The 25783-nt window shown below is 62.7% G+C and carries 24 protein-coding genes and 1 pseudogene; 15 read left to right on the top strand and 10 right to left on the bottom strand.

Annotated features, from left to right (window positions below; genetic code table 11):
• The first annotated feature begins 12 nt into the window (after window positions 1-12).
• The 5 genes from CIK76_RS10050 to CIK76_RS10030 all read left to right on the top strand — a co-directional run bounded on the left by CIK76_RS10050 (window position 13) and on the right by CIK76_RS10030 (window position 4747).
• A complete protein-coding gene (locus CIK76_RS10050; protein ID WP_255248424.1) occupies window positions 13-924 on the top strand; it encodes an EamA family transporter in 912 nt (303 codons plus the stop codon).
• Window positions 925-1051: 127 nt separating this feature from the next.
• On the top strand, window positions 1052-2575 hold the full coding sequence (adh, locus tag CIK76_RS10045) for an aldehyde dehydrogenase (RefSeq protein ID WP_096285929.1): 1524 nt from the start codon (window positions 1052-1054) through the stop codon (window positions 2573-2575).
• 150 nt (window positions 2576-2725) lie between these two features.
• The gene (gene adhP, locus CIK76_RS10040; protein WP_096285927.1) at window positions 2726-3754 is read left to right on the top strand and encodes an alcohol dehydrogenase AdhP; all 1029 of its coding nucleotides are present in this window, start codon (window positions 2726-2728) and stop codon (window positions 3752-3754) included.
• A 108-nt stretch (window positions 3755-3862) separates the two neighbouring features.
• Complete coding sequence (locus CIK76_RS10035; RefSeq protein WP_096285925.1) at window positions 3863-4276, top strand: DUF779 domain-containing protein; 414 nt, start codon at window positions 3863-3865, stop codon at window positions 4274-4276.
• Window positions 4277-4285: 9 nt separating this feature from the next.
• Window positions 4286-4747 carry a pyrimidine dimer DNA glycosylase/endonuclease V gene (locus CIK76_RS10030; RefSeq protein ID WP_096285923.1) on the top strand — a complete coding sequence of 154 codons (462 nt, stop codon included), beginning with the start codon at window positions 4286-4288 and terminating at the stop codon, window positions 4745-4747.
• Between the two features lie 111 nt (window positions 4748-4858).
• Here CIK76_RS10030 and CIK76_RS10025 read toward each other — a convergent pair whose 3' ends face one another.
• The 3 genes from CIK76_RS10025 to CIK76_RS19390 all read right to left on the bottom strand — a co-directional run bounded on the left by CIK76_RS10025 (window position 4859) and on the right by CIK76_RS19390 (window position 7367).
• A complete protein-coding gene (locus CIK76_RS10025; RefSeq protein WP_096285921.1) occupies window positions 4859-5311 on the bottom strand; it encodes a hypothetical protein in 453 nt (150 codons plus the stop codon).
• A gap of 238 nt (window positions 5312-5549) precedes the next feature.
• The gene (locus CIK76_RS10020) at window positions 5550-7127 is read right to left on the bottom strand and encodes a BCCT family transporter (protein ID WP_096285919.1); all 1578 of its coding nucleotides are present in this window, start codon (window positions 7125-7127) and stop codon (window positions 5550-5552) included.
• Between the two features lie 69 nt (window positions 7128-7196).
• The gene (locus tag CIK76_RS19390; RefSeq protein ID WP_217990367.1) at window positions 7197-7367 is read right to left on the bottom strand and encodes a hypothetical protein; all 171 of its coding nucleotides are present in this window, start codon (window positions 7365-7367) and stop codon (window positions 7197-7199) included.
• 424 nt (window positions 7368-7791) lie between these two features.
• Between CIK76_RS19390 and CIK76_RS10015 the strand changes: the two genes are divergently transcribed.
• The 8 genes and pseudogenes from CIK76_RS10015 to CIK76_RS09980 all read left to right on the top strand — a co-directional run bounded on the left by CIK76_RS10015 (window position 7792) and on the right by CIK76_RS09980 (window position 13856).
• Window positions 7792-8079, top strand: a complete 288-nt coding sequence (locus CIK76_RS10015; protein ID WP_141393527.1) for an LLM class flavin-dependent oxidoreductase — start codon at window positions 7792-7794, stop codon at window positions 8077-8079.
• A gap of 465 nt (window positions 8080-8544) precedes the next feature.
• Window positions 8545-8847 (top strand): urease subunit gamma, encoded by a 303-nt coding sequence (locus CIK76_RS10010; RefSeq protein ID WP_096285917.1) that lies wholly within the window; start codon window positions 8545-8547, stop codon window positions 8845-8847.
• Between the two features lie 14 nt (window positions 8848-8861).
• Window positions 8862-9158 (top strand): annotated as a pseudogene (locus CIK76_RS19810) (urease subunit beta); the annotation flags it as partial.
• Between the two features lie 254 nt (window positions 9159-9412).
• Window positions 9413-11125, top strand: coding sequence for an urease subunit alpha (gene ureC, locus CIK76_RS10000; RefSeq protein ID WP_096285913.1), 1713 nt, complete (start codon window positions 9413-9415; stop codon window positions 11123-11125).
• 35 nt (window positions 11126-11160) lie between these two features.
• Window positions 11161-11634 (top strand): urease accessory protein UreE, encoded by a 474-nt coding sequence (gene ureE / locus CIK76_RS09995; RefSeq protein WP_096285911.1) that lies wholly within the window; start codon window positions 11161-11163, stop codon window positions 11632-11634.
• Window positions 11615-12310 carry an urease accessory protein UreF gene (locus CIK76_RS09990; RefSeq protein ID WP_096285909.1) on the top strand — a complete coding sequence of 232 codons (696 nt, stop codon included), beginning with the start codon at window positions 11615-11617 and terminating at the stop codon, window positions 12308-12310. The genes ureE and CIK76_RS09990 overlap by 20 nt, the downstream gene beginning before the upstream one ends.
• Before the next feature lie 47 nt (window positions 12311-12357).
• On the top strand, window positions 12358-12969 hold the full coding sequence (gene ureG / locus CIK76_RS09985; RefSeq protein WP_096285907.1) for an urease accessory protein UreG: 612 nt from the start codon (window positions 12358-12360) through the stop codon (window positions 12967-12969).
• A complete protein-coding gene (locus CIK76_RS09980) occupies window positions 12969-13856 on the top strand; it encodes an urease accessory protein UreD (RefSeq protein WP_255248423.1) in 888 nt (295 codons plus the stop codon). The genes ureG and CIK76_RS09980 overlap by 1 nt, the downstream gene beginning before the upstream one ends.
• Before the next feature lie 12 nt (window positions 13857-13868).
• Here CIK76_RS09980 and CIK76_RS09975 read toward each other — a convergent pair whose 3' ends face one another.
• The 5 genes from CIK76_RS09975 to CIK76_RS09955 form a co-directional block, all read right to left on the bottom strand.
• On the bottom strand, window positions 13869-14852 hold the full coding sequence (locus tag CIK76_RS09975; RefSeq protein ID WP_096285905.1) for a diaminopimelate dehydrogenase: 984 nt from the start codon (window positions 14850-14852) through the stop codon (window positions 13869-13871).
• A gap of 199 nt (window positions 14853-15051) precedes the next feature.
• Entirely contained in the window at window positions 15052-15768 is a 717-nt protein-coding gene (locus CIK76_RS09970; protein ID WP_096285903.1) for an ATP-binding cassette domain-containing protein, read from the bottom strand.
• The gene (locus tag CIK76_RS19385; protein WP_176484162.1) at window positions 15765-17318 is read right to left on the bottom strand and encodes an ABC transporter permease subunit; all 1554 of its coding nucleotides are present in this window, start codon (window positions 17316-17318) and stop codon (window positions 15765-15767) included. Before CIK76_RS19385 ends, CIK76_RS09970 begins: the two co-directional genes overlap by 4 nt.
• Complete coding sequence (locus tag CIK76_RS09960; protein WP_096286047.1) at window positions 17311-18318, bottom strand: ABC transporter permease; 1008 nt, start codon at window positions 18316-18318, stop codon at window positions 17311-17313. The genes CIK76_RS19385 and CIK76_RS09960 overlap by 8 nt, the downstream gene beginning before the upstream one ends.
• Complete coding sequence (locus tag CIK76_RS09955; protein ID WP_096285901.1) at window positions 18315-19988, bottom strand: ABC transporter substrate-binding protein; 1674 nt, start codon at window positions 19986-19988, stop codon at window positions 18315-18317. The genes CIK76_RS09960 and CIK76_RS09955 overlap by 4 nt, the downstream gene beginning before the upstream one ends.
• Window positions 19989-20048: 60 nt before the next feature.
• Between CIK76_RS09955 and CIK76_RS09950 the strand changes: the two genes are divergently transcribed.
• Window positions 20049-20408 carry a metalloregulator ArsR/SmtB family transcription factor gene (locus CIK76_RS09950; RefSeq protein WP_255248422.1) on the top strand — a complete coding sequence of 120 codons (360 nt, stop codon included), beginning with the start codon at window positions 20049-20051 and terminating at the stop codon, window positions 20406-20408.
• Window positions 20409-20459: 51 nt separating this feature from the next.
• Here CIK76_RS09950 and CIK76_RS09945 read toward each other — a convergent pair whose 3' ends face one another.
• A complete protein-coding gene (locus CIK76_RS09945; RefSeq protein WP_096285897.1) occupies window positions 20460-21125 on the bottom strand; it encodes a GntR family transcriptional regulator in 666 nt (221 codons plus the stop codon).
• A 127-nt stretch (window positions 21126-21252) separates the two neighbouring features.
• On the opposite strand from CIK76_RS09945, the gene CIK76_RS09940 reads away from it, so the two are divergent.
• On the top strand, window positions 21253-24087 hold the full coding sequence (locus CIK76_RS09940; protein ID WP_096285895.1) for an FAD-binding and (Fe-S)-binding domain-containing protein: 2835 nt from the start codon (window positions 21253-21255) through the stop codon (window positions 24085-24087).
• Here CIK76_RS09940 and CIK76_RS09935 read toward each other — a convergent pair.
• Complete coding sequence (locus tag CIK76_RS09935) at window positions 24084-25280, bottom strand: MFS transporter (RefSeq protein WP_096285893.1); 1197 nt, start codon at window positions 25278-25280, stop codon at window positions 24084-24086. The two genes, CIK76_RS09940 and CIK76_RS09935, sit on opposite strands and share 4 nt — an antisense overlap.
• Between the last annotated feature and the right edge of the window lie 503 nt (window positions 25281-25783).

The raw sequence follows: 25783 nt of genomic DNA, 5'->3' as shown, positions 1-25783 counted from the left end.
TCTACTGGAGCCATGAACTCAACTGCCGCGAACACTTCCAACTCCGCCGGGGCCGGCTCGCTGATGGCCTTTGCCGCGATGGGCTGCGTGCAGCTAGGCCTTGCCGCATCGATTGGACTTGCTGGAACTCTGGGCTCCGAGGGCGTCGCCTGGCTGCGCCTAGCCTGGGCCGCCGTCATCCTGGTGGCCATTGCCCGTCCCTGGCGCCTGCGCTACTCCCGAGCAACACTGGGGATTTGCGCCCTGCTGGGGTTGGCCACCGCGGGTATGACGCTGGCGTTCATGAAGGCGGTGGAGACGATCCCGCTGGGTACCGCTAGCGCGCTGGAGTTCATGGGTCCGCTGTCTGTCGCCATCATCCAGGGCCGGGGCCGCGGACGCTGGTGGGCGCTAGTCGCGGCCGCCGGAGTGCTCGGGCTGACCGAACCGTGGCAGGGTTCCGCGGATCTGACGGGCGTGCTTTTCGCGCTGGTCGGCGCAGCTTGCTGGGCCCTCTACGTCCTGCTTGCGCAGCGCGCCGGGGATGCGGTGGACGGCATTGGCGCCCTGGCCATCTCGATGCCCATCGCGGCCATTGCCGCCACGGTGGTGGTGGGCCCGGAGGTGATCGGCCGGATGGACCTGCCGGTGCTGGCCATCGGGCTTGGGCTCGGGCTGCTGCTGCCGGTCATCCCTTTCAGCCTCGAGCTGCTGGCACTGCGCCGACTGACTGCCTCGGCGTTCGGGACCCTGATGTGCCTTGAGCCTGCCATCGCCATGGTCGTCGGGTTGGTCTTCTTGCAGCAGATCCCGCGTCCGGCGGCCATTGCGGGCATTGTGCTGGTCATCTTGGCCGGCATCGGCGCCACGCGCACCGGGCGGCGCGATCCGGCTGCAGGCGCACCGGCGGCGGTGGACTCCCCGTCTCCGGCCATGCCGCACTGAACTTCCTTGGCTGCGGCGCAGGGCATGCAACCTAACCGCAACCTTTGAGTGACTAGAGTCACATTCATGGCCGGGTGGCGGAAACATTCCGCCACCGCACGGATGATGACGAAGGAGTCGTGAAGCAATGAGCGTCTACGCAAACCCGAACACCGATGGGGCACTAGTCAATTTCAAATCGCGCTACGAGAACTATATTGGTGGTGAGTGGGTTGCCCCGGTGAAGGGCATGTATTTCGAAAACGTCACCCCCATTACCGGAAAGTCCTTCTGCGAAGTGGCCCGTTCAACCGCCGAGGACATCGAACTAGCACTGGACGCCGCCCATGCGGCCGCACCAGCCTGGGGCAAGAGCAGCCCGGCGGCCCGCGCGGTCATCCTGAATAAGATTGCGGATCGAATCGAGGACAACCTCGAGATGCTTGCCGTCGCCGAGACCTGGGATAACGGCAAGGCGGTGCGTGAAACCCTGAATGCAGACCTCCCGCTGGCGGTAGACCACTTCCGCTACTTCGCCGGTGCGATCCGCGCCCAGGAGGGTTCGCTGTCGCAGCTGGATGAGGACACCACGGCCTATCACTTCCATGAGCCGCTGGGTGTGGTCGGTCAGATCATCCCGTGGAACTTCCCAATTCTGATGGCGGTCTGGAAGCTGGCTCCAGCGCTAGCTGCCGGCAACGCGGTAGTCCTCAAGCCCGCCGAACAAACCCCCGCCTCGATTCTGGTGCTCGCCGAACTCATCGGTGACCTGCTGCCTGCCGGTGTGCTGAACATCGTCAACGGTTTCGGCGTAGAGTGCGGCAAGCCGTTGGCGAGCAACAAGCGCATTCGCAAGATCGCGTTCACCGGCGAAACCACCACCGGCCGGCTGATCATGCAGTATGCCTCCGAGAACCTGATCCCGGTCACCTTGGAGCTCGGCGGAAAGTCCCCGAACATCTTCTTCGAGGACGTCGCGGCCAAGGCTGATGCGTTCTACGACAAGGCGCAAGAAGGGTTCACGCTTTTCGCGTTGAACCAGGGCGAGGTCTGCACCAGCCCATCGCGAGCACTCGTCCAGGAAAGCATCTACGGCGAGTTCATGGAAAAGGTCATCGCCCGCACCGAAGCCATCAAGCAGGGCAACCCGCTGGACACCGAGGTCATGATGGGGGCGCAGGCCTCCAACGACCAGCTGGAGAAGATCCTCTCCTACCTGGATATTGGCAAGGCCGAAGGCGCGAAGCTGCTGACCGGTGGTGCCCGGGCGGAACTCGGCGGTGACCTGGAAGGCGGCTACTACGTGCAGCCGACCATCTTCGAGGGCCAGAACAAGATGCGCATCTTCCAGGAAGAGATCTTCGGGCCGGTCGTAGCGGTGACGAAATTCAGCGACTACGACGACGCGCTGAGCATCGCCAACGACACCCTCTACGGTCTGGGCTCCGGCGTCTGGAGCCGCAACGGCAACACCGCCTACCGTGCAGGCCGCGATATCCAAGCGGGACGTGTCTGGGTAAACCAGTACCACGCCTACCCGGCGCACTCGGCCTTCGGTGGCTACAAATCCTCCGGTATCGGTCGAGAGAACCACCTGATGATGCTGGATCACTACCAGCAGACCAAGAACCTGCTCGTCTCCTACTCGGAGAACAAGCTCGGCTTCTTCTAAGCCGGCACACTGCCGCCGGCTACGCTAGAAAATTCAAGAGACCCCGAAGGCGTGGGGTCACCTAGGTGCTCGCCCGGGGCACGATTGGACTCATTCCCGGACATGCACGTGTGCTCCCACGCCTCCAAAACCATGCAAAGGAAAAATTACATGACTACGATGAAAGCCGCAACCGTTGAAGGCTTCGGAGAAGAGCTCCTGATCAAGGACGCGCCGATTCCCGAGCCCGGCCCAGGGCAGGCCCTGGTGAAGCTGATTGCCTCCGGTGTTTGCCACACTGACCTGCACGCGGCGGAAGGCGATTGGCCGGTCAAGCCGAAGCTTCCGCTGATCCCCGGCCACGAAGGTGTGGGAACAGTTGAAAAGATCGGCGAAGGCGTCATCGAGGTAGCGGTTGGAGACCTGGTTGGAAATGCCTGGCTGGCCAGCGCTTGCGGTAGCTGCGAGTTCTGCCGTACCGGCTGGGAGACCCTGTGCGAGTCCCAAGCCAACGGAGGCTACTCGCTGGACGGTTCCTTTGGCCAGTACATGCTAGTCGACGCTAAATTCGCCGCGCAGATTCCGGAAGGATCCGACCCGCATGAGATCGCTCCGGTGCTATGCGCTGGAGTGACCGTGTACAAAGGGCTGAAGATGACCGGGGTGCGCCCGGGCCAATGGGTCGCAATTTCCGGCATCGGAGGCTTGGGCCACATCGCCGTGCAGTACGCGGTTGCCATGGGAATGCGTGTGGTTGCCATTGATGTGGCAGACGAGAAACTCGCGCTGGCGACCAAGCATGGCGCGGAAATCACGGTCAACGCGTTCGCGCAGGAACCTGCCGACGTCATCCAGGAAAAGATCGGTGGAACTCACGGTGTGCTGGTTACCGCAGTGCACCCGGCAGCCTTTGGGCAGGCTATTGGCATGACCAGGCGCGGTGGAACGATCGTATTCAACGGTTTGCCTGCCGGTGATTTCCCCGCACCAATCTTCGACATTGTGCTCAAAGGCTTGACCATCCGTGGATCAATTGTTGGCACCCGCCAGGACATGATCGAGGCTCTGGAATTCTATGCGGATGGCAAAATCAAACCGACATTCCACACCCGGAAACTGGAAGATATCAATGCGGTCTTTGACGAGATGCGTCACGCCAAAATCGATGGACGAGTGGTCATAGACTACCTGGAGAAATAGTAGGACACTGGCCCTAACGGGTTTGCCGCAAGGACCGTTGCCCGGGTTCAACGAACCATCGTTGCATCCGGGCAGCGGTAATTAACCGCTATCGCAAAGGAGTACTCCATGAGCACCGTCACCGAATCCCGGGCTGCGATCGTTGGGGAAGAATTTTCCCGCGTCGCCTTTACGGACGAGACCCTGGAATTGCTGCGCAAACTCTGGAATATCCATGGACCATTGATGTTCCACCAATCTGGTGGTTGCTGCGACGGTTCATCGCCTATGTGCTATCCGGCAGGCGATTTCAAAACCGGCAATGCGGACATCCTGCTCGGGGTGCTGGAGCTAAAGGACGCGACGGGAGAAGAATTGGGGCAGATCGACTTTTGGATGTCCAAGGAACAATTCGAATACTGGAAGCACACCAAGCTCACCGTGGATGTGGTCGACGGGCGGGGATCGGGCTTTTCCGTGGAGGCTCCGGAAGGCAAACGTTTCCTCATCCGCAGCGAAATCATCGACTTCCCCACGGCGTAGGATCATTGAATGCGCCTCTGGTCCCTACATCCCGAACTGCTCGATGCCAAGGGTCTTGTCGCATGCTGGCGTGAAACACTGCTGGCCCAGAAAACTCTCGCCGGGCAGACCGCCGGCTATGTAAATCACCCGCAATTGGTCCGCTTCCGGGCGTCGGGCGCCCCGTTGCGGATGGTGGGGGCATACCTGCAGGGGCTTCACGATGAATCGTTGAAGCGCGGGTACCGGTTTGACCAGACGAAAATTCTGCACTCCGTGCCAGCAGGGAGCCGCGGTCAACTGGCTGTCACCAGCGGCCAATTGAATTTCGAGTACTGCCACCTGCTGCGCAAGCTGGAGATTCGTGCCCCAGAAAGCGCCAGCGCACTGATGGCGCGGGAGGTCGGCGGGCTGCCGCCTCATCCGCTATTTCGTGTGGTGCCCGGTCCGGTCGAAGCGTGGGAAAAAGACGTTCACGCCGCAGACGATTAGACCGTTCAAGATTCGGTACACGGCCTCGATAGGCAATTGCGTGAAAACTGAATCCGCAGGGACCGCTTGGTGCAGTCTTCTGTCCAACTGGCCGTTGCTGTGCGGTAGCCGCTAGAGCTTGGGCACGGCTTGCAGCCAAACCGAGATGCGCTCTAACTGCAAGGAGTCAAGCAGTAGAACGATCTCTAGCCCGTCGATTGCCGGCCGAAGCAGGACTGCGGAATCGGCGGGGAGCCCGGCTTGGGCCGATAGCGCTTTATCGGCCATGGAGCCTTTGGCGACGCCTGAGACCATGCAGAGGAAAAGTTCGGTATCGCTGCCATTCCAGGATTCAGCAATTGAATTTTTCCTATCGAAAAACCGTTGCAGATCATCTTGGTGGAACCACCCGGCGCCCAATTCGAATCTAATTTCCGCAACAGTAGCCAAGGAGCGGGACTTGAATCCTGCAGGCGCACTCGTAGCGCGCAGGATGAATCCCGGCCCTTCGAGCTGCGGGACTAGGGCTAAGCCAGGCTGAATTTTCTCCGGATCAACGGATTTCTTACGTCCAAACCAAGCCAAGCGGAATTCCTTTACCTCAGGTGCCGGGCTAGGTAGCCGACCTTTGAACCCAACCTTAGTTCAGTCCTTCGGCAGGTCCGCAAAAACACTTGAATCTGATTAGTGGCAGCATAAAGCAAGGCCGCCACAGCAGCGTCGCGCATTTCTGCGTGAGCCACCGTGGCGTAGATGCCTAAGGATTGGGCCCTTAGTCTTCGGCGCGAGCATTAGTTCGTAAGCAACTCGGCAACTATCGATCCTATGATTTAACCAAAACCGGGAGACCTGAATCTCTGCGCAGTTCCATCGTGAGCGAGATTCCCAGTAGCGCCACGATGATCGTAAATGGCAGCGCCGAAAGCATTGCCGCCTGTTGCAGGGCAGAGAGCCCGCCAACTAGCAGCAGCAGCACTGCGCTCAGGCCGGTGAGGATGCCCCAGATGCCCAGAACCGGACGCGTTGGGTTCAAATGCCCGTTGCTGGACATCATGCTCAAAACAAACGTGTTTGCGTCTGCGCCGGAGACGAAGAACAGCACGACCAAGATCATGGTCACCACGGAGGTGAGCTCTACCAGTGGAAGCTCGGCGAGCATCGCGAAGAACGCGGAGTTGAGATTCTCCGAGGTTTGCGCCGCGATCGGAGCACCATCCATTTCGAACTTGATTGCGCTTGCGCCGAAGATGGTGAACCATGCAAAGAACACCAAGCTTGGAATGCCCAAAACGCCTGCGACGAACTGACGAATGGTGCGGCCCTTGGATATCTTGGCAAGGAATACTCCGACAAATGCGCCCCAGCTAAGCCACCAGGCCATCATGAAGTACGTCCACCACTGCATCCACTGAAGGTCATCAGCTGTTGTCGGAGTAGTCAGTGAAACCTGGAAGAAATCATTGAAGTACTGGCCTACGGAGCGGAAGAAAATGTTTCCGATGAAGCTGGTGGGGCCGAAGATCAAGACGAACAGTGCCAGCAGCACCGACAATGACATCGTGATCTGGCTGATGTACTTGATGCCGCGATTGACCCCGGAAAGTGCAGACAAGGTGAACAGGACGGTGATGACCGCGATAATGACAATTTGCACGCCGACACCTGTGGCAAGACCGAATACTCGGTTCAGGCCCTCTTCGATTTGCGCAGCGCCCAGACCCAATGAAGTCGTGGTGCCGAACAGCGTCGCCAGAATGGCAAACACGTCAATCAGCTTGCCGAACCAGCCGTCCACGAGGCGTCCGAGAACCGGTCGCAACATCGGTGAGACGAGCCCCGGGCGGCCCTTCCGGTGCGTGGAGTAGCCGATTGCCAGGCCGAAGACGCCGAAGACCGCCCAAGCATGCGGGCCCCAGTCAAAGAAGCTGAACTGCAGCGCGCGAACTGCCGCGTTCAGGGTGCCGGGGTCTTCCAGTCCGTGTGGCGGGGCCATGAAGTGCGAGATCGGTTCTGCTACGCCGTAGCTGATCAGACCGATGCCCATTACGGCGGACAAGATCATTGCCAGCCAAGCCCAGGTGGAGTATTCGGGGCGTGAATCCTCGCTGCCCAGCCGGATGCCGCCGTAGCGGCTCGTTCCTAGGAAGATCATGAGTCCGATGCATCCTAGGGTCACCACCAGGTAGCTCCAACCGATGGTGCGCGTGACCCAGTCCATGCTGGAGGCCATCAGCTGGCCAAGGCTTTCCGGTGAAAGGCTAGCCCAGAGCAGGATCCCCGCCAGCAGAATCATGGCGGTATAGAATACGCTGCCCACGTGCGCTTTCTTGCCGAGAGGGATGTCTAGTTTCTTGGCCGAGGAGGCATTGCTGGACTCCTCGGCCAGGGTTTTTTCGACCATGATTTTCTCCGCTTCGATGTTCTGACATCGTTTGACACGGTGCCTAGGAGGTCGGCTGATTGACGGGTGCTAGAGCGTCTCTAGATTTGCGCCGTCGTAGAATCGACCGGCCTTGTAGACCATCGGTTCGATGTTGGAAACTTCTGCGTGACGAACGCGGCGCACGAAAATGGTGAGAGTTCTGACCTGGAAGCGTTCGCGAATTTCCGCCACAATCATTGCGATTGAAGAGTTGTTCAACGGGCTTCAGCCAGAATCTTCTTGCCAAACGATATCAGCGAACTTGTCAGCCGAATTGGAAAAGAAGGATGAAACAGGTGTCTATCTGCTCACGTGAAGGGGCACAGTTGGCTAAGTGAGCGGTCGCGAACAACGCAGAGCAGGTAGAAGGAATCTGATGTACGCACACCATAGCCAGCGAGGCTCAAAGGGATTGAAGAGTATACAGAGATGGCCAAATCCTTAGGTTTTCCGCTTTCAGGCGTAGTTCCCAGGAATAATCTGGTGCAGCGCGACCTGCCGGTCTGGGTTGCCGTGCGCAGCCCGGAATCCCATGACTGTGCCGTGGCCAACGGCTGCAACGTGATGGTCGCGCTGAAGAAGAGCCGGAGGGCTGGCGTGCGGCCGCCGAGGGCGTGCAGAAGTTCTACCGCACCTTCTAAGCGTGGTTTGGAAACAAGCAGGATCCGGTAGATGGGTTCATGGAGCCGAGCCCCATCGAAAATTCGCCGGACGAGAAGAATTCTCTCCCGAATCCCTGCACAAGTCCGCGATGATCGGCACCCCTGCCGAAGTTGTCGAGCGCTTGCGCCGTTATGAGGAGCTGGGAGTCACCGAGTTCAGCTTCTGGAACGACAACACGCTCAGCCATGCCGAAAAGAAGCGCTCGATCGAGTTGTTCATCGAGCAGGTAATGCCGCACTTTGCACAGGTTGAGGCGTTGCAAAAGTAGCAAGTGATCCGCGCCCGAGCCGGGAATCGACATCAATAATCGGATCCCGGCTTTTGGCGCGCCGCGGGCATTTGCATTCATCCAAAAGAATGCGGCACAACCCCGCGCCTCGGTTGCTCAGACCACCAGCAAATCGGGACTGCAGCTAAATAACCATTTTTGTTCGCCATCCCGCGGCCAGAATTATTTTTACCCGCGCCCGATACCCTGGAGGACGGCAAAAATCTGGCGCTGAAATGGTGTTGATTTTCCACCCTAATTGATACCTGACAAGGTGGTAGGTAGTTATTGCGACAAACGTTGGTGCAATCCAGGTGGTGCGACATCTTTCCCGAATTCCCGTGCTCCGAGCGCTTCGACTTTGCTCTGCTATCCTTGCCTTAAATGCAGGTCGAAAACCTGGCCTAGAGCAAATCCGACGGCATGAAATTACCGTCAATTTGTTAATTATTTGGAAGGGAACTGATGCATTTAACTCCCCGCGAGCAAGAGAAGCTTATGATCGTCGTCGCGGCCGATCTGGCCCGCCGCCGGCAAGAACGCGGTTTGAAGCTCAACCACCCCGAAGCGGTGGCCGTTATTACCTACGAACTTATCGAGGGGGCGCGCGACGGACGCACCGTTGCCGATCTGATGAGCTACGGTACAACGATCCTGACCCGCGAGGATGTCATGGACGGAATCTCAGAGATGATCCACGACGTCCAGGTCGAGGCAACGTTCCCCGACGGGACCAAGCTGGTCACCGTCCACAATCCGATTCGTTAAGTACAGGAGTAGAGATGAAACCGGGAGAGTACATACTTGCCGCTGACCCAATCGTCTGTAATGCGAGTCAACAGACCCGAATCCTGAACCTGGTCAATCGCGGGGACCGGCCGGTCCAGGTCGGCTCGCACTTCCACTTTGCAGAAGCCAACCCGCGGCTGGATTTTGACCGAGTCGCAGCCCGCGGATTCCGCCTGGACATCCCTGCGGGAACCGCCGTGCGCTTTGAACCGGGGGATGCGCGCACCGTGCACCTGGTGGAATACGCTGGCGCACGCGAAGTCCACGGCTTCCAGGACCGGGTGAACGGACCGCTGGGACGCACCGTCCCGGTTGTCGAAACCGACGCTATTGGCGGTACCGCGGGTATCGACCCGATCGTCGAGGCCGATCTAGTCGAGGATTACGATATCGATCTGCCCAACAAGAGCGAAGAAACAATTGGTTTCCATACCACCTTCGGCGTGGACCCGGTGGACGAGAGCTTGCCGCCCAAGCCGCATAAGGTCCGGCAGGCCGAGAAATCGCAGACGCCAGGCCCGGACGAAGAGCAGGATAGCTAAAGATGAGCTTCGAACTCAGCCGCAAGCAATATGCGGAAATGTACGGGCCTACCACCGGCGACGCCATCCGCCTGGCAGACACCGAACTGATCCTTGAAATTGAAAAGGACTACACCACCTACGGCGAGGAAGTCGTCTTCGGCGGCGGCAAGGTCATCCGCGACGGCATGGGCCAAAACGGACGGTTGACCCGTGACCAGGATGTGCCCGATACGGTGATCACCAACGTCGTTGTGCTTGACTACACCGGCATCTACAAGGCGGATGTGGCCCTGCGCGACGGGCATATCTTCAAGATCGGCAAGGCCGGCAACCCGGATATTTCCGATGGCGTGGATATCGTCATCGGCGCGGCCACCGACATCATTGCCGGCGAGCACAAGATCCTCACCGCGGGGGCCATCGATACCCATATCCACTTCGTCTCCCCGGACCAGGTTCCGGTGGCCCTATCCGCCGGCACCACCACGCTCATCGGTGGCGGAGCGGGCCCCTCCGACGCTTCCAAGGCCACCACGGTTACCCCCGGACCTTGGCATATCTCCCGGATGCTGCAGGCGGTGGAGAACCTGCCCATCAACATCGGTTTGCTCGGCAAGGGCCACGCCAGCGACCGTGCGCCGCTCGCCGAACAGGTGCGCGCGGGAGCCATCGGGTTGAAGATCCACGAGGACTGGGGCGCGACTGCCTCCTCCATCGACAACTCATTGAAGGTAGCCGATGAATTTGACGTGCAGGTAGCCATTCACGCGGATACGCTCAACGAAGGCGGCTTCGTGGAAGACACCATCGCCGCGATCGCCGGGCGAGTGATTCACACCTTCCACACCGAGGGTGCCGGCGGCGGCCACGCCCCTGACATCATCCGCATGGCGGGGCTGCCCAATGTGCTGCCGGCATCGACCAACCCGACGCTTCCCTACACCGTCAACACGGTGGACGAGCACCTGGACATGCTGATGGTCGCGCACCACCTGAATGCCGACATCCCCGAGGATGTGGCCTTCGCCGACTCGCGGATCCGCCCGGAGACCATCGCCGCCGAAGACGTGCTGCACGATATGGGAGTCTTTTCGATTACCTCTTCGGATTCACAGGCCATGGGCCGCGTGGGCGAAGTCGTCTTGCGCACCTGGCAGGTAGCCGACGCGATGAAGCGCCAGCGCGGCAAACTGGAGGGCGACGGCGTGGTGGGGGACAACTTCCGGCTCAAGCGCTACGTCGCGAAGTACACGATCAACCCGGCCATTGCCCACGGCATTGCAGACTCCATCGGCAGCGTCGAGGAAGGCAAATTCGCCGACCTGGTCCTCTGGGATCCGGCTTTCTTCGGGGTCAAGCCGGAGATGATCATCAAGGGCGGACAGATCATCCAGTCGGTGATGGGAGATGCAAACGGATCCATCCCGACCCCGCAGCCGCGCACCATGCGCATGAACTTCGGCGCCTTGGGCACCGCGGTGCAGGCTTCATCGATCACCTTCCTGTCCAAGGCGGCCATCGACGAGGGCGTGCCCGAGCGGTTGCGCCTGCGCAAGGTGATCCGCGCCTGCCAGGGCATCCGCGAGCTGTCCAAGGCGGATCTGAAATATAACAGCGGTACCCCGGAGATCCTGGTTGACCCGCAGACCTACCAGGTCACCGTGGACGGGGAGCTGGCCACCTGCGAACCTTCGGAGGTCCTGCCGATGGCTCAGCGCTACTTCCTGTTCTAAGCCGTTTGCGGCCCGGCAAATTCTAGAGGAGAACAATGATCATTGAACAACTTGTGGGCAATGTCCACGAGCTGCCGGCGGAGCGATACGCCGGCCGGCACCACGAAAAGGTGGTGCTGCCCAGCTCCGCGCTGGTCAAGAGAATCCAACGGGTCACCAGCGACCACGACCGGGAATTGGGGATCCGGCTGGCCCCCGGCCCGGACCTGCGTGACGGGGATATCCTGTATCTTTCGGACACCGAAATGATCACCGTGTCGGTGCTGCCCACCGATGTGCTGGTGATCGCCCCGCGCAGCATCCTGGAAATGGGGCAGGTCGCCCACGCGCTGGGCAACCGCCACCTGCAGGCGCAATTCTTCGGCGAAGAATCCGAATACGCGGCTCAGGTCATGGTGGTCCAGTACGACCACACCGTGTCCGGCTTCCTGGAACACCAGCGAACCCCGTACAACCGGCAAGAACGAGTGATGCCGGTACCGTTCCGCCATGCCGAACACACCCACTAGCGCCTCGCACCTGCTGACCCTGATGCAGCTTTCCGACTCGGCATTGCCCACCGGGGCATTCAGCCACTCCTTCGGGATGGAAAGCTATCTGGCGGACGGGCAGGTGCATGACGAGGGGAGCTTCGCCAAGTGGGTGGAGCTGTTCCTCACCCAATCGCTGAGCTACACCGACGGGCTTGTGGTGCGCCTGGCCCACGAGGCGATGAGTCCGGAGCGGATCATGGAGCTGGACGCGATGATCCACGCCGCGGCATTGCCGCGGCAGCTGCGCGAAGCCGCGGTCAAAATGGGCAAGCGGATGCTCGCGGTGGCTAGCGTCGTCTCTCCGAGCCAGGAACTCGAAGGCTATGTGCAGGCGGTCGAATCCGGGCACTGCGCCGGGCATCCGGGGATCGCCTTCGCGCTCGGTGCCCGCGCGGCCGGAGCCCCGGTGGCGGACACCGTGAACAGCTATCTGTTCTCCACCGTCACGAGCCTGACGCAGAACGCGATCCGCGCGATCCCGCTGGGCCAGAATGCGGGCCAACGGGTACTGCGGGCCATGCACGAACCGGTGACGCGCTCCGTGGCGAAGATCTTCAGCCTTGATGACCAAGATCTGGGCGCCGCGATCCCCGGTCTGGAGATCGCGCAAATGCGGCATGAACACCTGCGCGCCCGCATGTTCATGTCCTAGCACACCGGCCGCCGAGTGGCGGCCCCAATAATTTGAGGAGCACAGTTATGGAACCAATTCGTATTGGCGTCGGAGGACCGGTTGGGGCGGGAAAAACCCAGCTCATTGAGCGCATTACCCGCGCGCTTGATGGCCAGATCTCCATGGCGGCCATCACCAACGACATCTACACCATCGAGGACGCCAAGATCCTGGCCGCCAATGGGGTGCTGCCGCTGGATCGGATCGTCGGCATAGAGACCGGCGGCTGCCCGCACACCGCCATCCGGGAGGACACCTCGATGAACTCCGCCGCCATCGAGGAACTGAAAGCCAAGCACCCAGACCTGGAGATCATTTTCGTGGAATCCGGGGGAGATAACCTCTCGGCTACTTTCTCGCCGGAGCTGGTGGATTTCTCCATCTACATCATCGACGTAGCCCAGGGCGAGAAGATCCCGCGCAAGGCCGGGCAGGGCATGATCAAGTCCGACCTGTTCATCATCAACAAGACCGACCTGGCCCCATACGTCGGAGCGGATTTGTCGGTGATGGAGTCGGACTCCAAGCAGTTCCGCGCGGACAAGCCATTTTGCTTCACGAACCTGAAAACCGATGAAGGACTGGAGCAGGTTATTGGCTGGTTGCGCCGCGACGTGCTGATGACGGATCTGGGCTAGTGGCCGCTCCCACCGCGCGCCGCGTCCCGGCGCTGGCTCCCACTCCGTTCGCCGGCCGGCTGGTCGGGGAATTGCGGCTGCGCATCGGCCGGCGTTCGGGCAAGGACATCGCCACCGCGCAGTACCATCAGGGTGCCTTGCGGGTGCTGCGTCCGCACTACCTGGATGACAGCGCGCAGGTCTGCTACACCATCGTTAACCCCGGCGGCGGGTACCTGGGAGCCGATCGCTACGGCATCGAGGTGGAGGTGGAAGCCGGCAGCAGCCTGCTGCTGGCCACGCAGTCGGCCACCAAGGTCTACCGCACCCCGCAGGGCGAGGCCAGCCAGGAGATGCTGGTGCGCCTGGGCCCCGGTGCGGTACTTGAATACCTGCCCGACCAGCTGATCGCCTACCGGGATGCCAGCTACCGCCAGGAACTGGTGGTGGATATGGCCGCCGATGCCTCGTTGGTGCAGTTCGAGATCCTCACCCCGGGGTGGAGCCCGGACGGCACGCTCTTCCGCTATGACCAGTTGCGGCTTCGCACGCAGGTGCGGGTGGAGGGAAAGCTGGCGGTGCTGGACAACCTCTGGGTGAAGCCTGGCGACCAGTCGATCGACTCGCAGCTCTACCTCCAGCAAGCTACCCACGTGGGCATGCTGTTGGCGGTGGATGCGCGCATCGACGCCGTGCTGGTGGAGCAGCTGCGCGAGGTGGCCTACCGGATTGCCGGGCAGCAGCGCCAAGCGGTGCAGGTGGGCGTCTCACAGACGCCCACCGCCGGGGTGGCCGTGCGCACGCTTGGCACCTCGACCGAGTCCGCCACCGCGGTGATGCTGGGCATCGTCAACGAGCTGCGTGCGCGCTTGCGCGGCCAGGGACCGGTGAACCTGCGCAAGTACTAGCGCGGATTGACTTTAGAGCATGTCCGCGCGCAGCTGCGCCGCGGTGCGTGGCGAAAGCAGCCCCGGGGCCACATCGAAGACGGTCTGCGCGCCGGTGATCCCGGCGCGGTTCATGCGGTACACCGCACGGGCATAAGCCACCAGCACGCTGGAGGTGAACTCAGGGTTGGAGCCGAGCGCCAGCGAGTACTCGATAACCTGCTTCTGCGCGTCGCTGGTATTGCCCGAACGGATCACGAATCCGCCATGCGGCATGTCCGAGTGCTCCGCCGCCAGAGTCTGCGCGTCGATGAAGTGCACGGTGGTGTCATACTGGTCGAAATAGTGCTCCATGCTCACGATTGCCTGGCGCACGGTCTGCTCATCTGCGCCGTCTTGAAGGACCACGAAGCATTCGCGCTGGTGCTTCTCGCGGGTGCTCAGGCTCGGGCGCAGCCCGGCGCGCACCTGCTCGATCGCCTCGGGGCTTGGGATGGTGTACTGCACGCCGCCGGCGACTCCGGGCACGCGGCGCACCGCGTCGGAATGTCCCTGGCTCAGCCCGCGGCCCCAGAAGGTGTAGGTTTCCCCGTCCGGCAGCAGGGCTTCGCCATAGACCCGGTTGATGGAGAACATGCCCGGATCCCAACCGGCGGAGATGAGCGCGGTCTTGCCCGCGGCCTTCGCCGGGGCGTCCACGGACGCGTAGTACTCCGGGATGCGCGCGTGGGTGTCGAAGCTGTCCACGGTGTTGAACAGCGCCGCCAGCCGCGGGCCCTGCTCGGGCAAGTCGGATTTGGAACCGCCGCAGAGGATCAGCACGTCGATATCGTCGACGTGCTCGGCCAAGACGTCGACCGAGTAGCGCGCGGCTGGCTGGGCCAGCTCGAGGCTCTGCGGGTCGCGGCGGCTGTAGACACCGACCAGTTCCATATCCTGGTTCTTGGAAATTGCGGCCTGCACGCCGCGGCCGAGGTTGCCATAGCCGGCTATGCCAATACGGATTTTCGAAGACATTAGAATCACAGTCCCTTGATCTGGCTTGAGAGCCGCGGTCATTGGCCGGCAGGAGGTGGCTCACTGGCCGGAGAAGAAGTGGCGAAAGGCGCCGGTGGCCAAGCGCCACCACTTGGGATTATTCCAAAGAAGCACGCGGAACCCTAAACACCGGGCTCGCAGGCTAAATAGTGGGTCAAAGAGCCCGATTGGCGCAGCTTCACACGAAGTCCGGTGCGCCGGGTGCCACCGGGTCAGCGGCAGGAGGTGGCATAAATGAGCCGGGGAAGTCCCGTACCCGGTCGCAAATCGCGTGCAGGCTGGCGGCGTCGTGTGAGGCCAGCAGCACCGCCGTACCTGCCGCCGCCTGCGCCGTGAGCAGCCGCAGAACCGTTGCCTTGGTCGCCTCATCGAGTTGCGCGGTCGGTTCGTCGCACACCAGGACCCGAGGGTCCAGGCTCAGCGCGCGCGCCAGCAGCACCCGCTGGAGCTGGCCATCGGAAACCTCCGCCGCGCGGCGTTGGAGCAAGCCCGGGTCGAGCTCTACGAGCATGCATAGCCGATGCAATTGCTCGCGGTAGCGTTCGGGGCGGACCTTGATCGCGCCGTCGGCGAAGGCCAGCGGGGCCGCCAACAGGGCACCTAGACGTTGTCGGGGATCGGTGGCCGCGCGCGGGGACTGGGGCACGATGCCAATTTTGGTGCGGATTTCCAGCGGCGCCGGGCGGCGCGGGTCCACCGGTTGCCCGGCGACCACTACCCGCCCGCTGGCGGGGGACTTCAGCAACGCCGCAATGTTGAGCATGGTGCTTTTCCCGGCCCCGGAGTCCCCTCGGATACCCACTACTTCGCCCCGCTCGATTCGCAGATTCACCCCGCGAAGCAGCTGCGGCGCACTCGGATATCCAGAGCAGACGTCGACTAATTCCAGGCTCATTGGATCTTCTCCTGCCGCGTTTCTATGCTGCGCGCCACGCGGCCGTCTTGCACCACGCTCACCTCGTCCGCCAGCTCGGCGGCAAGTTCCAGATCATGGGTGACCATGACAACGGTGCGGCCCGCACGGGCCAGACCCTGCAGCACCTCGCCAAGCTGCTGCCGGCTCGCCGGGTCCAAGGCCGAGGTCGGTTCGTCGAGGAGAATCAGTTGCGCGTCGCCGAGCAATGCCAAGCCAAGCAGCACGCGTTGGGCCTGGCCGCCGGAGAGCTCATGCGGAAAGCGCATGCGCAATTGCGCATCCAGTCCGACCCGTTCCAAGGCCTGGCCCACCGCCTTGGCGGAGCTGCCGCGGCGCTGCCGGCGCAATTCGCGTCGCATCGTGGCGCCCACGGTGCGCACCGGATTGAGCGCGGTGGCCGCGGACCCCGGAACGAAGGCCAACCGCCCGCCGGTGGCATGAGGCGTGGTTCCCAACTGCAGCCGTGCCCCATGCAGAAACAGGGAACCGGTGGCCTGCAGCGCAGGCGGAAGCACCCCTGCCATGGCTCGCAGCAGCATGGTTTTGCCGACGCCGGAAGGCCCGAGGATGACGTTGACGCGTCCGGTTTTTGCCTGGTAGTTCAGCTCGTGCAGGATCTCGGTGCGCACCCCGGCCTTGGACTCGGACCAGAGCCGCAGGTCCCGGACCTCAATGGCGGGCTGGTTCGCTGCGGTGGGTGCGGATCCCCCGGAAGCGTTCTGCGGTGCCGGCCGCCGAGTCCGGGATCGCGGAACCGATTCGTGGGCCAGTGCGGAGAGCGCCGCGCTGAGCAGCACCAGCAAGCCCACGGGGATCACCAGCAGCCACCAGGCTCCGGAGAGCACCCCGCCGCGGGCGTCTTCCAGGATGAGCCCCAAGGACGCCGCCTGCGGGGGCAGTCCCACGCCCAGGAAGGACAATGCCGATTCATGCCAGATGGCATGGGGCAGCTGCAGCACCAAGGCGATGGCAGCCTGGGGAGCTACCGCGGGGATCAGATGATTTACCCAGATCGCCAGGGGCCGCGCGCCAGCCGCCCGGGACAGCGCCACATACTGTGATTCGCGTTCGCTGATCAAACGCGAACGGACAATGCGCGCGACCTGCGTCCAGTGCGTCAGCGCGATCGCGGCGACAATAGCCCACCACCGCCCGGGCCACATGGACAACACCACCACGCTCAGCAGCAGGTGCGGCACCGCGTTCAAGGTGTCCACCAGACGCATGGCGATCCGGTCGACGATTCCCCCTGCGTAGGCGGCCAGCACGCCGACTCCCACACCGATGAGCGTGGATGCGGCAGCGGAGGCCGCTGCCAGCAGCAGTGAGAGCCGCAGCGCCTGCGCCGAACGCACCCACAGGTCCCGTCCCAGCTGATCGGTGCCGAACAGGTGATCGAGGCTTGGGCGCTGATAGACGGCACCAAGGTCGGCGCCGTGAACTGCCTGCGGGTTCAGCCATGGCACGCACACCGCATAGAGCACCAGCGCGCCAACTATGAGTACGGCGGAAAGCTGTCGTCTAGACATCGCGCACCCGCGGATCCGCCAGGACGTACCCGGCGTCGGCCAACGCGTTGCCGGCAAAAACCATCAGGCAGGAACAAGCGGTGACGGCCGCGAGCAGGGCAAAATCTCCCGCCACCGCTGCATCGATGACGGCCGAGGCGATGCCCGGCCAGGCGAATACGCTCTCCACGAGGAGCGCCCCGGTGACTAGCTCGCCCAACCTGCTGCCCACCACGGTCAAAAAAGGCAAGGCCGCAACCGGCAATACCTCGTGGCGCAGGATCTGCGCTTCGGATACCCCGCGCCCACGCGCGGCGAGTACCGCATCCGATTCGAGGACCTCGAACATTGAGCTGCGCAGGTTCAGCAGCAGCCAGGGCAGGAGGCTCACGGCCAGGACCATCGCCGGAAGGATCAGATGCACCAGCACGGTGCCGGCGGTCGGGGCCGCTCCGGACGAGGAGGCCCCACCGGCGGGCATGCCCAACCCCAGTGCAAAGATTGCGATGGCGATCAAGGCCAGGACGAAGGGTGGAAGCGCCTGGGCACACTGCGCGAAGAGCACCGCCGCCCGGTCCAGGACGCCCCCTCGGTGCCGTGCGGCCAGCCAGGCCAGCAGCAGAGAAGCCACGACCGCAAGCAGCAAACCGGCCAGGGCCAGCAGCGCGGTATAGGGCAAACGTTCAAGCAGTACCTCGCGCACCGGTTGCGCGTAGAGCCGGGAGAATCCCCAGTTCCCTTGCACGGCATCTACTGCCCAGCGCCACCACATGAGGAACCAAGGATTGTCCAGCCCCAACTGTTCGTTCAGCGCTTCGCGCTGCGCGGCATCGGTGCGTACGTAGCGCGAGCCGAGATAGTTGGCTAACGGGTTGAAAGGAGCAACAGAGGCCAGCCAGAACACCAGTGCGGTGATGCCCGCGGTGACCGGAAGCGCCAGGAGCAACCGGCGCACGAGGATGCCTGAGGCGGTGCGCACCCGCAGCCGTTGGCCACCTGGCGGCCCGAGGCGCCGTGTCATTGCTTGCGGGTCCATTCATGGATCTTTGCCCAAGGACCCCAGGTGGTTCCGTGGTCGTGGGGCTCCAGGAGCAGCGAGGAAGTATCCCAGTGTTCGCTGACGTCGCTGCGCTGCACGTAGCTGTGGTCCAGGAAGGCGAGCAGAAGCATGGAGGGCTGCTGAACGTAGAGCTGCTGAACCTTCCGGTAGGCCGTGGACCGCGCGTCCGGGTCTAGACTGGTGCGTCCGATATGCAGCTGTTCATCCATCGCCGGGTCGGCATACCGGCTGGGGTTGTCGTAATAGGCCCCGGCGTCCGGGTAGGAGGAATGAAGCATTTTGTAGAGTTGGGTATCAACGTCGTAGGGGTCGTCGCCACCGCCGAGCATGATGGCATCGTAGTTGCTGCGCGGCTCGGCCTCGTCAAAGGTCGCTGCCCGAACATCCACCGTGATGCCAAGTTCGGCTAGTTGCGCGGCCACCGCCAGGGAGAGGTCGCGGCGCAAGGTGTCTCCCGGGTTGTGCAGCACGGTGAATGCCGCCTCGGTACCGTCCTTGCTGCGCACCCCGTGCTCCGACTCGACCCAGCCGGTTGCCTCGAGCAAGGCCGCGGCGCGTTCCGGGTCATGCGCGAAGGTCGCCTTCGCCGCGTAGCTCCGGCCGTATTCGGGGGAAACGAAGGTGTATGCCGGCCGGCCGCTGCCATCGAGCACGGCGTCGATCAGCTGCTCGCGGTCGACCGCGAGGTTCAGCGCCAGCCGTACCTCGGGCTCTGAGGTGAACGGATGCTCAGCGGGCAGGGAGATGCCGCGCCAGTCCGCCGAGGTAGCGGTGAGCACCTCGTAGCCTGCGCGGCCGGCAAAGCTGTGGGCCAGCCGCGGAGGCAGGACTGTGCCGGTGAATCCTCCCGTGGCCAGTCGTTGGCTCCGGGCGTTGTCATCGGGCGCCGCCTCGTAGATCACCGGGGACGCTTGGACCGGGCCGGTGCGGTAATTCGGATTGGCGGTGAGTACCAGCTGTGCGGAGGAGAAATCTTCCACGGCATACGGTCCGGTGCCAACCGGTGTGCGGCTGAGCGCCGATTCGGCGACGGGTTTCGCCGGGTCGGCGAGTTCTGCCGGAGCGATGCCGATCAGCAGCGAGGTCTTGAAGGACGTCTGCGCTTCCTTGAGCCTAAAGCGCACCGTATGTTCGTTGGGTGCGGAGACGGATTCCAGGTTTTCCAAGCTGCCGGCAAGGGGCGAGGCGGTTCGTGGATCGAGGATCGCCTGATAGCTGGCCACGACGTCTTGGGCGTCGAAGGAGGTGCCGTCGCTGAATTTGATGCCCTGGCTCAGCGAAATATCCCAGACCAGAGAGTCAGCGGAAATTGTCGGTTCTTTGGCAGCCAAGAGGGGCACGAGATTCGGAAGCTGATCCGGTTCGCCCTCGAGGGTGAACAGCGACTCGTTGATTTTCCCTAGGCCGTAGCTGTCGAAGCCGGACAGTGGATTCAGGGTTTCCGGCAGCGCCGCGGTGAGCAGGGAGATGGGTTGCTCGTCAGCAGCCTGTCCGCTGGCAGGCTGGCAGCCGGCGGTGAATAAAATCAGCGGAAGCGCCAAGAATGCGATGACGCGGCCGCGGCTGTTTGGCGTACGCAGGGAGGATCCTTTCGCTACTCTAGAGGATGGGGATATGTTCACAGGATACATGTGTCCAGCCGAACAGGTGTTGCGCCGCGGGGACCGAATTTCGGGGGAGGAAACGTATTGATGGAAAGCAAGCGCAGCCAGATCGCTGCCGATGCGGTCAATGATGCCCAACGACGCATTTCCCAGTGGGCAGAGGTGTTTTCCCTCTGCGCCGATCCGACCAGAATAAAAATACTTTTCGCCATTCATGCAGCCCCGGATTCCTCGGTGAATCAGCTCGCTGCGGCGGCCGGACTCAGCCCGAATACCGTCACCCAGGCCTTGGCGACACTGCAGCGGGCGCAGGTAGTTCAATCCACGCCTGACGGGCGTTTCCGGCGCTGGCGACTAGTTCACGCAGGAGTTCACCAACTCCTGCACCAGATGGATGCGCCGCATTCCGAATTACACCCCGAACACCTGCCGCCGCAAGCCGAATAAGCACTCGCATCGGCGTCCTCCGGCGGCGCTCGCCGGAAAGGCGGCAGGTGCCTACTTGGCGGTCTGCTGGATATGATCCAGATGCGCCTCGAGCTTGCTGCTGGCGCGGCTGAGGTGATCGGCCAAGGTGCTGGCGGCCCCCTGCGCGTCATTCGCCTCGATCTGCTCCAGCAGCTTTTGATGCTCTGCGGCAATGTCCTTGGTGCTTAGCAGCGTGGCATCCTGCACGTGCGTCATGCACAACCGAATCTCGTCACTGAGCTGGGCATAGCTTGCGCTGGTGCGCTGTGAGCCCAAGGCATTGACCAGCGCAGAATGGAATCTGACATCGGGTTCCACGATCTGCACCGGTGAGGCATTGGATAGTGCGGTGATTTGGGCGTTGGCCTCATATGCCGCCGCTGGAACTTGCCCGGTAGTTGCAAGCAGTCGCACCGCTTCGGCTTCGATGATTGCGCGCGTCCGGTAGATGTCTCGGGCGTCGGCCGAATTCAGCACGGTGACCCGGGCGCTCTGATGCGCGTTGCGGGTCAAGAGCCCGCTGGCCACCAAGTTTTCGAGTGCCGCCTTCGCGGTGGGCCTGGCCACGGTGTAATGCGCGGCGACGTCCGCCTCGCTCAGCGCAGTGCCGGGGGGCAGTTCTCCGGCGAAAATTCTGCTCCGCAGATCATTGATGATCGCCTGGACTACCGAGACGACACCGAGCCTTGCGGGCATGGAATTCCTTTCAAGAAACTTGCTGACCCCTCGAGTATCCCACGAAAGGCACTAACATAGCATGTGTACTTGTTAGACAATATTCTTATTCGGTAGGCTGGGCCTACCAACCGCACAGGAGCGCATCATGGCATTGAGCACGCCGGCACTCGGCGAAACCAAGGTTTCGCCGAGCATCCTTGACTTGGTCGCCGAGCCCGACCGCGTCAAAACCACGTCAATCGACCGGGTGGCATACGCCTCCGACGCTTCGCACTACCTCTACACCCCGCAGGCGGTGATCATCGCCAAGGACGCAGTCGAGGTTTCGCAGCTTCTTGCGGCCAGCATGCGCGCCGGTCAGCCGGTAACGCTTCGCTCCGGCGGCACCTCGCTCGCCGGCCAGGCGAGCGGTGACGGGTTGATGCTCGATGTGCGTCGAAACTTTCGCGGCATCACGGTGCTTGATCAGGGCAAGCGCGTGCGGGTGCAGCCCGGCGCGACGGTGCGTCAGGTCAATGCGCGGCTTTCGGCATACGGCTTCAAGCTTGGGCCAGACCCGGCCAGCGAGGCGGCCTGCACCATTGGTGGCGTAATCGCCAACAACTCGTCGGGCATGGCTTGTGGTACCGAGTTCAACACCTACCGCACGCTGGAATCGATGACCTTTGTGCTTCCCAGCGGCACCATGATCGACACCGCTGCCCCGGATGCCGACGCCAAGCTGGCCGCTGCCGAACCGGAACTTGTCGCCACCCTTGAGCGCTTGCGGGACCGCGTGCGCGGAAATAAGGATTCCGTGGCGCTGATCGAAAAGCACTTTGCCCTGAAGAACACCATGGGCTACGGCATCAATTCCTTCCTGGATCACCAGACGCCGGCGGATCTGCTCGCGCACCTGATTATCGGTTCCGAGGGCACCTTGGCTTTTGTCGCCGAGGCGGTCTTCTGGACCGTGCCGATTCGCAAGCTCGCGATCGCCACCCTGGCGGTCTTTGATTCCTTGGATCTGGCAACTCGCGCGCTACCGGATCTGCTGGACTCGGGCGCGGCGACTCTGGAGCTCATGGACTCCACCTCGCTGCGCGTGGGCCAGAGCCTGCCCGGGGTGCCCGAGGCAATTATGGGCTTCGAAATCAACGCCCAAGCGGCCCTGCTCGTGGAATACCACGCGGACTCGGAGGAAGAGCTTGCCGGGCTGCAAGGTGATGGGCAGCGCCTGCTGGACGCGGCGTCGCTCCGCGCCCCGGCCATGCTTTCAACCGATGCGGCGAACCGCCAGGCCGCGTGGAAGTTCCGCAAGGGGCTCTATGCTTCGGTGGCCGGCGCACGCGTGTCGGGAACTACCGCGTTGCTCGAGGACGTTGCGGTGCCCGTTGCCTCGTTGGCCGAAACCTGCGGAAGCCTGCAGGAGCTCTTTGAGGAGTACGAGTATGAAGATTCGGTGATCTTCGGCCACGCCAAGGATGGAAATATCCACTTCATGCTCACCGACCGCTTCGAGGGCGAGACGGCGTTGAACCGCTACAACGCGTTTAATGACAAGATGGTCGACCTGGTGCTCTCCAAGGGCGGCAATCTGAAAGCCGAGCACGGCACCGGGCGCGCCATGGCGCCCTTCGTCCGGCGCCAGTATGGCGATGAGCTCTACGAAGTCATGGTGCAGCTCAAGGCTGCCTGCGATCCGCGGCTGATGCTCAACCCGGGGGTCATCATCGATGAAGATCACGCAGCCCACATCCGCAACATCAAGCTGAACGAGACCATCGAGGTTGAAGCCGACCGATGCGTTGAGTGCGGCTACTGCGAGCCCGTTTGCCCGTCCAAAGACCTGACGCTGACCCCACGCCAGCGCATCGCCGTGCGCCGCGCGATCGCCAAGGCCGAGGCCGAGGGCAACCGGGAGCTCGCCGCAGAACTCGAGCGCGACTTCGAGTACTCTGCGGTAGAGACCTGTGCGGTGGATGGCATGTGCGTCACCGCCTGCCCGGTGCAGATCAATACCGGCTTGCTGGTCAAGCGACTGCGCCGCGAGGATGCGAACCCGGCGATGGCGGGCGGATTCAAGGCCGCGGCCAAGGGCTGGGGCGCGGCAACTCGCGTCGGCTCGGTGGCGTTGAGCGTCGCCGGCAAGTTCCCGGTGCCGCTGGTCCGTGGCGCCACCGACGTGGCCCGCAAGCTCGTGGGTAACGACACCATGCCGCGCTATGACGCAGATCTGCCGGCTGGCGGCAAGGCGCGCAAGCCGCTGACGGGAAATCTCGGTGCCGCAGGTACCGAGCCAAGCGCCATCTACCTGCCTGCCTGCGTGAACTCGATGTTCGGCCCAGGCGGTGAAGGGCAGGGGGTGGCTCCGGCCTTCGAACAGCTGCTGCGGCAGGCAGGCATTTCGGTGCTGGTCCCGGAAGGCATTGAATCGATGTGCTGCGGTACCCCATGGAGCTCGAAGGGCTACGAGGATGGGCATGCGGTGATGGCCAAACGCGTGCTCGAACAAGTCCATGCTGCCCAGCCGGCGTTCAGGCTACCGGTAATTTCCGATGCAACCAGCTGCACCGAGGGCTTCGCGCATACCTTGGAAGAGCAGGGCTTCGAGGTAGTCGACCTGCTGGCCTTCACCTCACGGCACCTGCTGGACAAGCTCCCGGAAGCCAAGCGGATCGATTCGCTGACCCTGCACCCCACCTGCTCGTCAACGCAGATGGGCCTGAACGGTGATCTGCAGAAGGTCGCCGAAGCGGTCGCGGACACCGTGCACGTTCCGGTGAATTGGGGTTGCTGCGCCTTTGCCGGAGACCGTGGCATGCTGCATCCGGAGCTCACCGCCTCGGCCACCGCGCGCGAAGCCGCCGAGGTGCGCGAGCTGGCCGCCAGCGCCCATGCCTCGTGCAACCGCACCTGCGAGCTGGGCATGAGCCGGGCTACCGGCAAGGACTACCGCCATGTGATCGAACTGTTGGCGCAAGGCACCGGGATCGCTTAGCCGCGCGCGACGAGACGGACCGCGGACAAGGTGCCGATGGTGAAGGCCAAGGTTGCGGCCAGCACCAGAGCCAGCGGCGCGTTCCAGCCCCCGGTGGTGGTATTGAGCCATCCGGCCAGCGGCGGAGCGATGGTAGCCGCGACATAGCCTCCGCCCTGGATTCGAGCCGAGGCGGAGGCCGCCTGCGCATTTGTGCTTGTTATTCGCGGGATGAGCGAGAAGATCGCGGTGAACCCTCCACCCTGGGCGACGCCGCCGATCACGGAAAAGGCGATGTAGGCCTCTGGTGCGGCCAGCAATCCCAACGGCAGGGCAATCCAGCAGATGGCTACGACGAGCGCCGGAACCCAGGGCCCGGTCCGGGCGGCCAGCAGCGGAACACCCAAGGCGCCCACCACCGCGGCGATCTGGAACAGCGAAGCGCTAGCGGCTGAAGAAGCAAGGGAAAGCCCCACGGTTTCGGCCAGCAGCAACGGAAGCCAGGTGGTGGTCGCGTAGTAGGCGGCCGATTGGCCGCAGAAACCGAAGACCAGCAGGGCGGTCACCTTGCGGTTCCGGGATCTCGCGGCAACCAGCATCGCGGCGTCGGCCTGGCTCGTAGGCCGTTTGGGAGCCGGCTCGGCTGGCAGCTCGGCGGGTTTCGCGCCCGCGCGGCGCATCCGGAGAAGCACCAGCCAGAAAACCAGCCCCAGGGCGGTGACAACCGTCCATGCGGCGATCGCGAGGCGCCAGCCGAAAGCGGCCGCGAGCGGGGCGGTACCAAGCAAGGTCACCATGGAACCGACATTCATGGCCGCGGAGTACACCCCCGTTGCCGCCGGGGCCCGTCGCCACGGCACATCGCGGCGAATGATGACCGGAACTACGATGTTTCCCAGGGTTATCGCGGCGCCGATCAGCACCGTGCCAGTCAGCAGGAGCGGGGCGGAACCCAGCGAGCGGATTATCGTTCCGATCAGCACGCCGACCAAGCACAGGATGACGGTGGCCTCGGCGCCGAAACGGCGTATGGTGCCGGTTGCCAGAGGCGTCGCGATGGCGAAGAGCAAAACTGGAAGACCAGTGAGCAACCCAGCGCCGGCGGCGCTGAGCCCGGTGTCGGATTGAATATCGGTGATTGCCGCGGTGGGCGAGATGATCGGCGCGCGCAGGCTCAGCGCCAAAATGGCGATTCCGGCGATGACCCAGAGCAAGGCCCATTTCTTCTTGGCTGGGTTGCGATGCGTGGCGATCTCCTTAGGTGCACGAGTCGGGGCTCACCTCAAACCCTAGAGCAGAAACGCTAGTGCTCTGGTTGTTCCTAAATATGACGCAACAACACGAGACCCCGATTGCCCGCAGGGATCGCTGGAATAGCACTCTGCCATCCGCTGCAACGCAAGTGTTCGGTGCCGGGGGTGAAATACGTCGAGCGCCTTCGAAGATTACGAAGGCGCTCGACTGTCCGACCCTTGCGGGAGGTCCAGAAAGTTTCCGTGGCTACCCAGCATTTGCCCCCAAAATGCAGATGCTGGTGCAGCGTCCACCTATGCGAGATTCGATTGACAGTGGCGTTTATCGAACTTCCGGAGCTAACTACGACGCATTAAACTGAAACTTCTAGCTACAATAATTTAGCCGTCCGCATCCTGCGTCGGCAACGGAAAGGGCGGGGTTCGGACAAATCCGGACAAGATTTGCCCTTTAGGGGAATGTG

It is taken from the genome of Glutamicibacter sp. BW80, assembly GCF_002332385.1.
Classification (GTDB): domain Bacteria; phylum Actinomycetota; class Actinomycetes; order Actinomycetales; family Micrococcaceae; genus Glutamicibacter.
The sequence above is the reverse complement of the archived record's forward strand: the minus strand, read 5'-3'. Positions and strand labels throughout refer to the sequence as shown.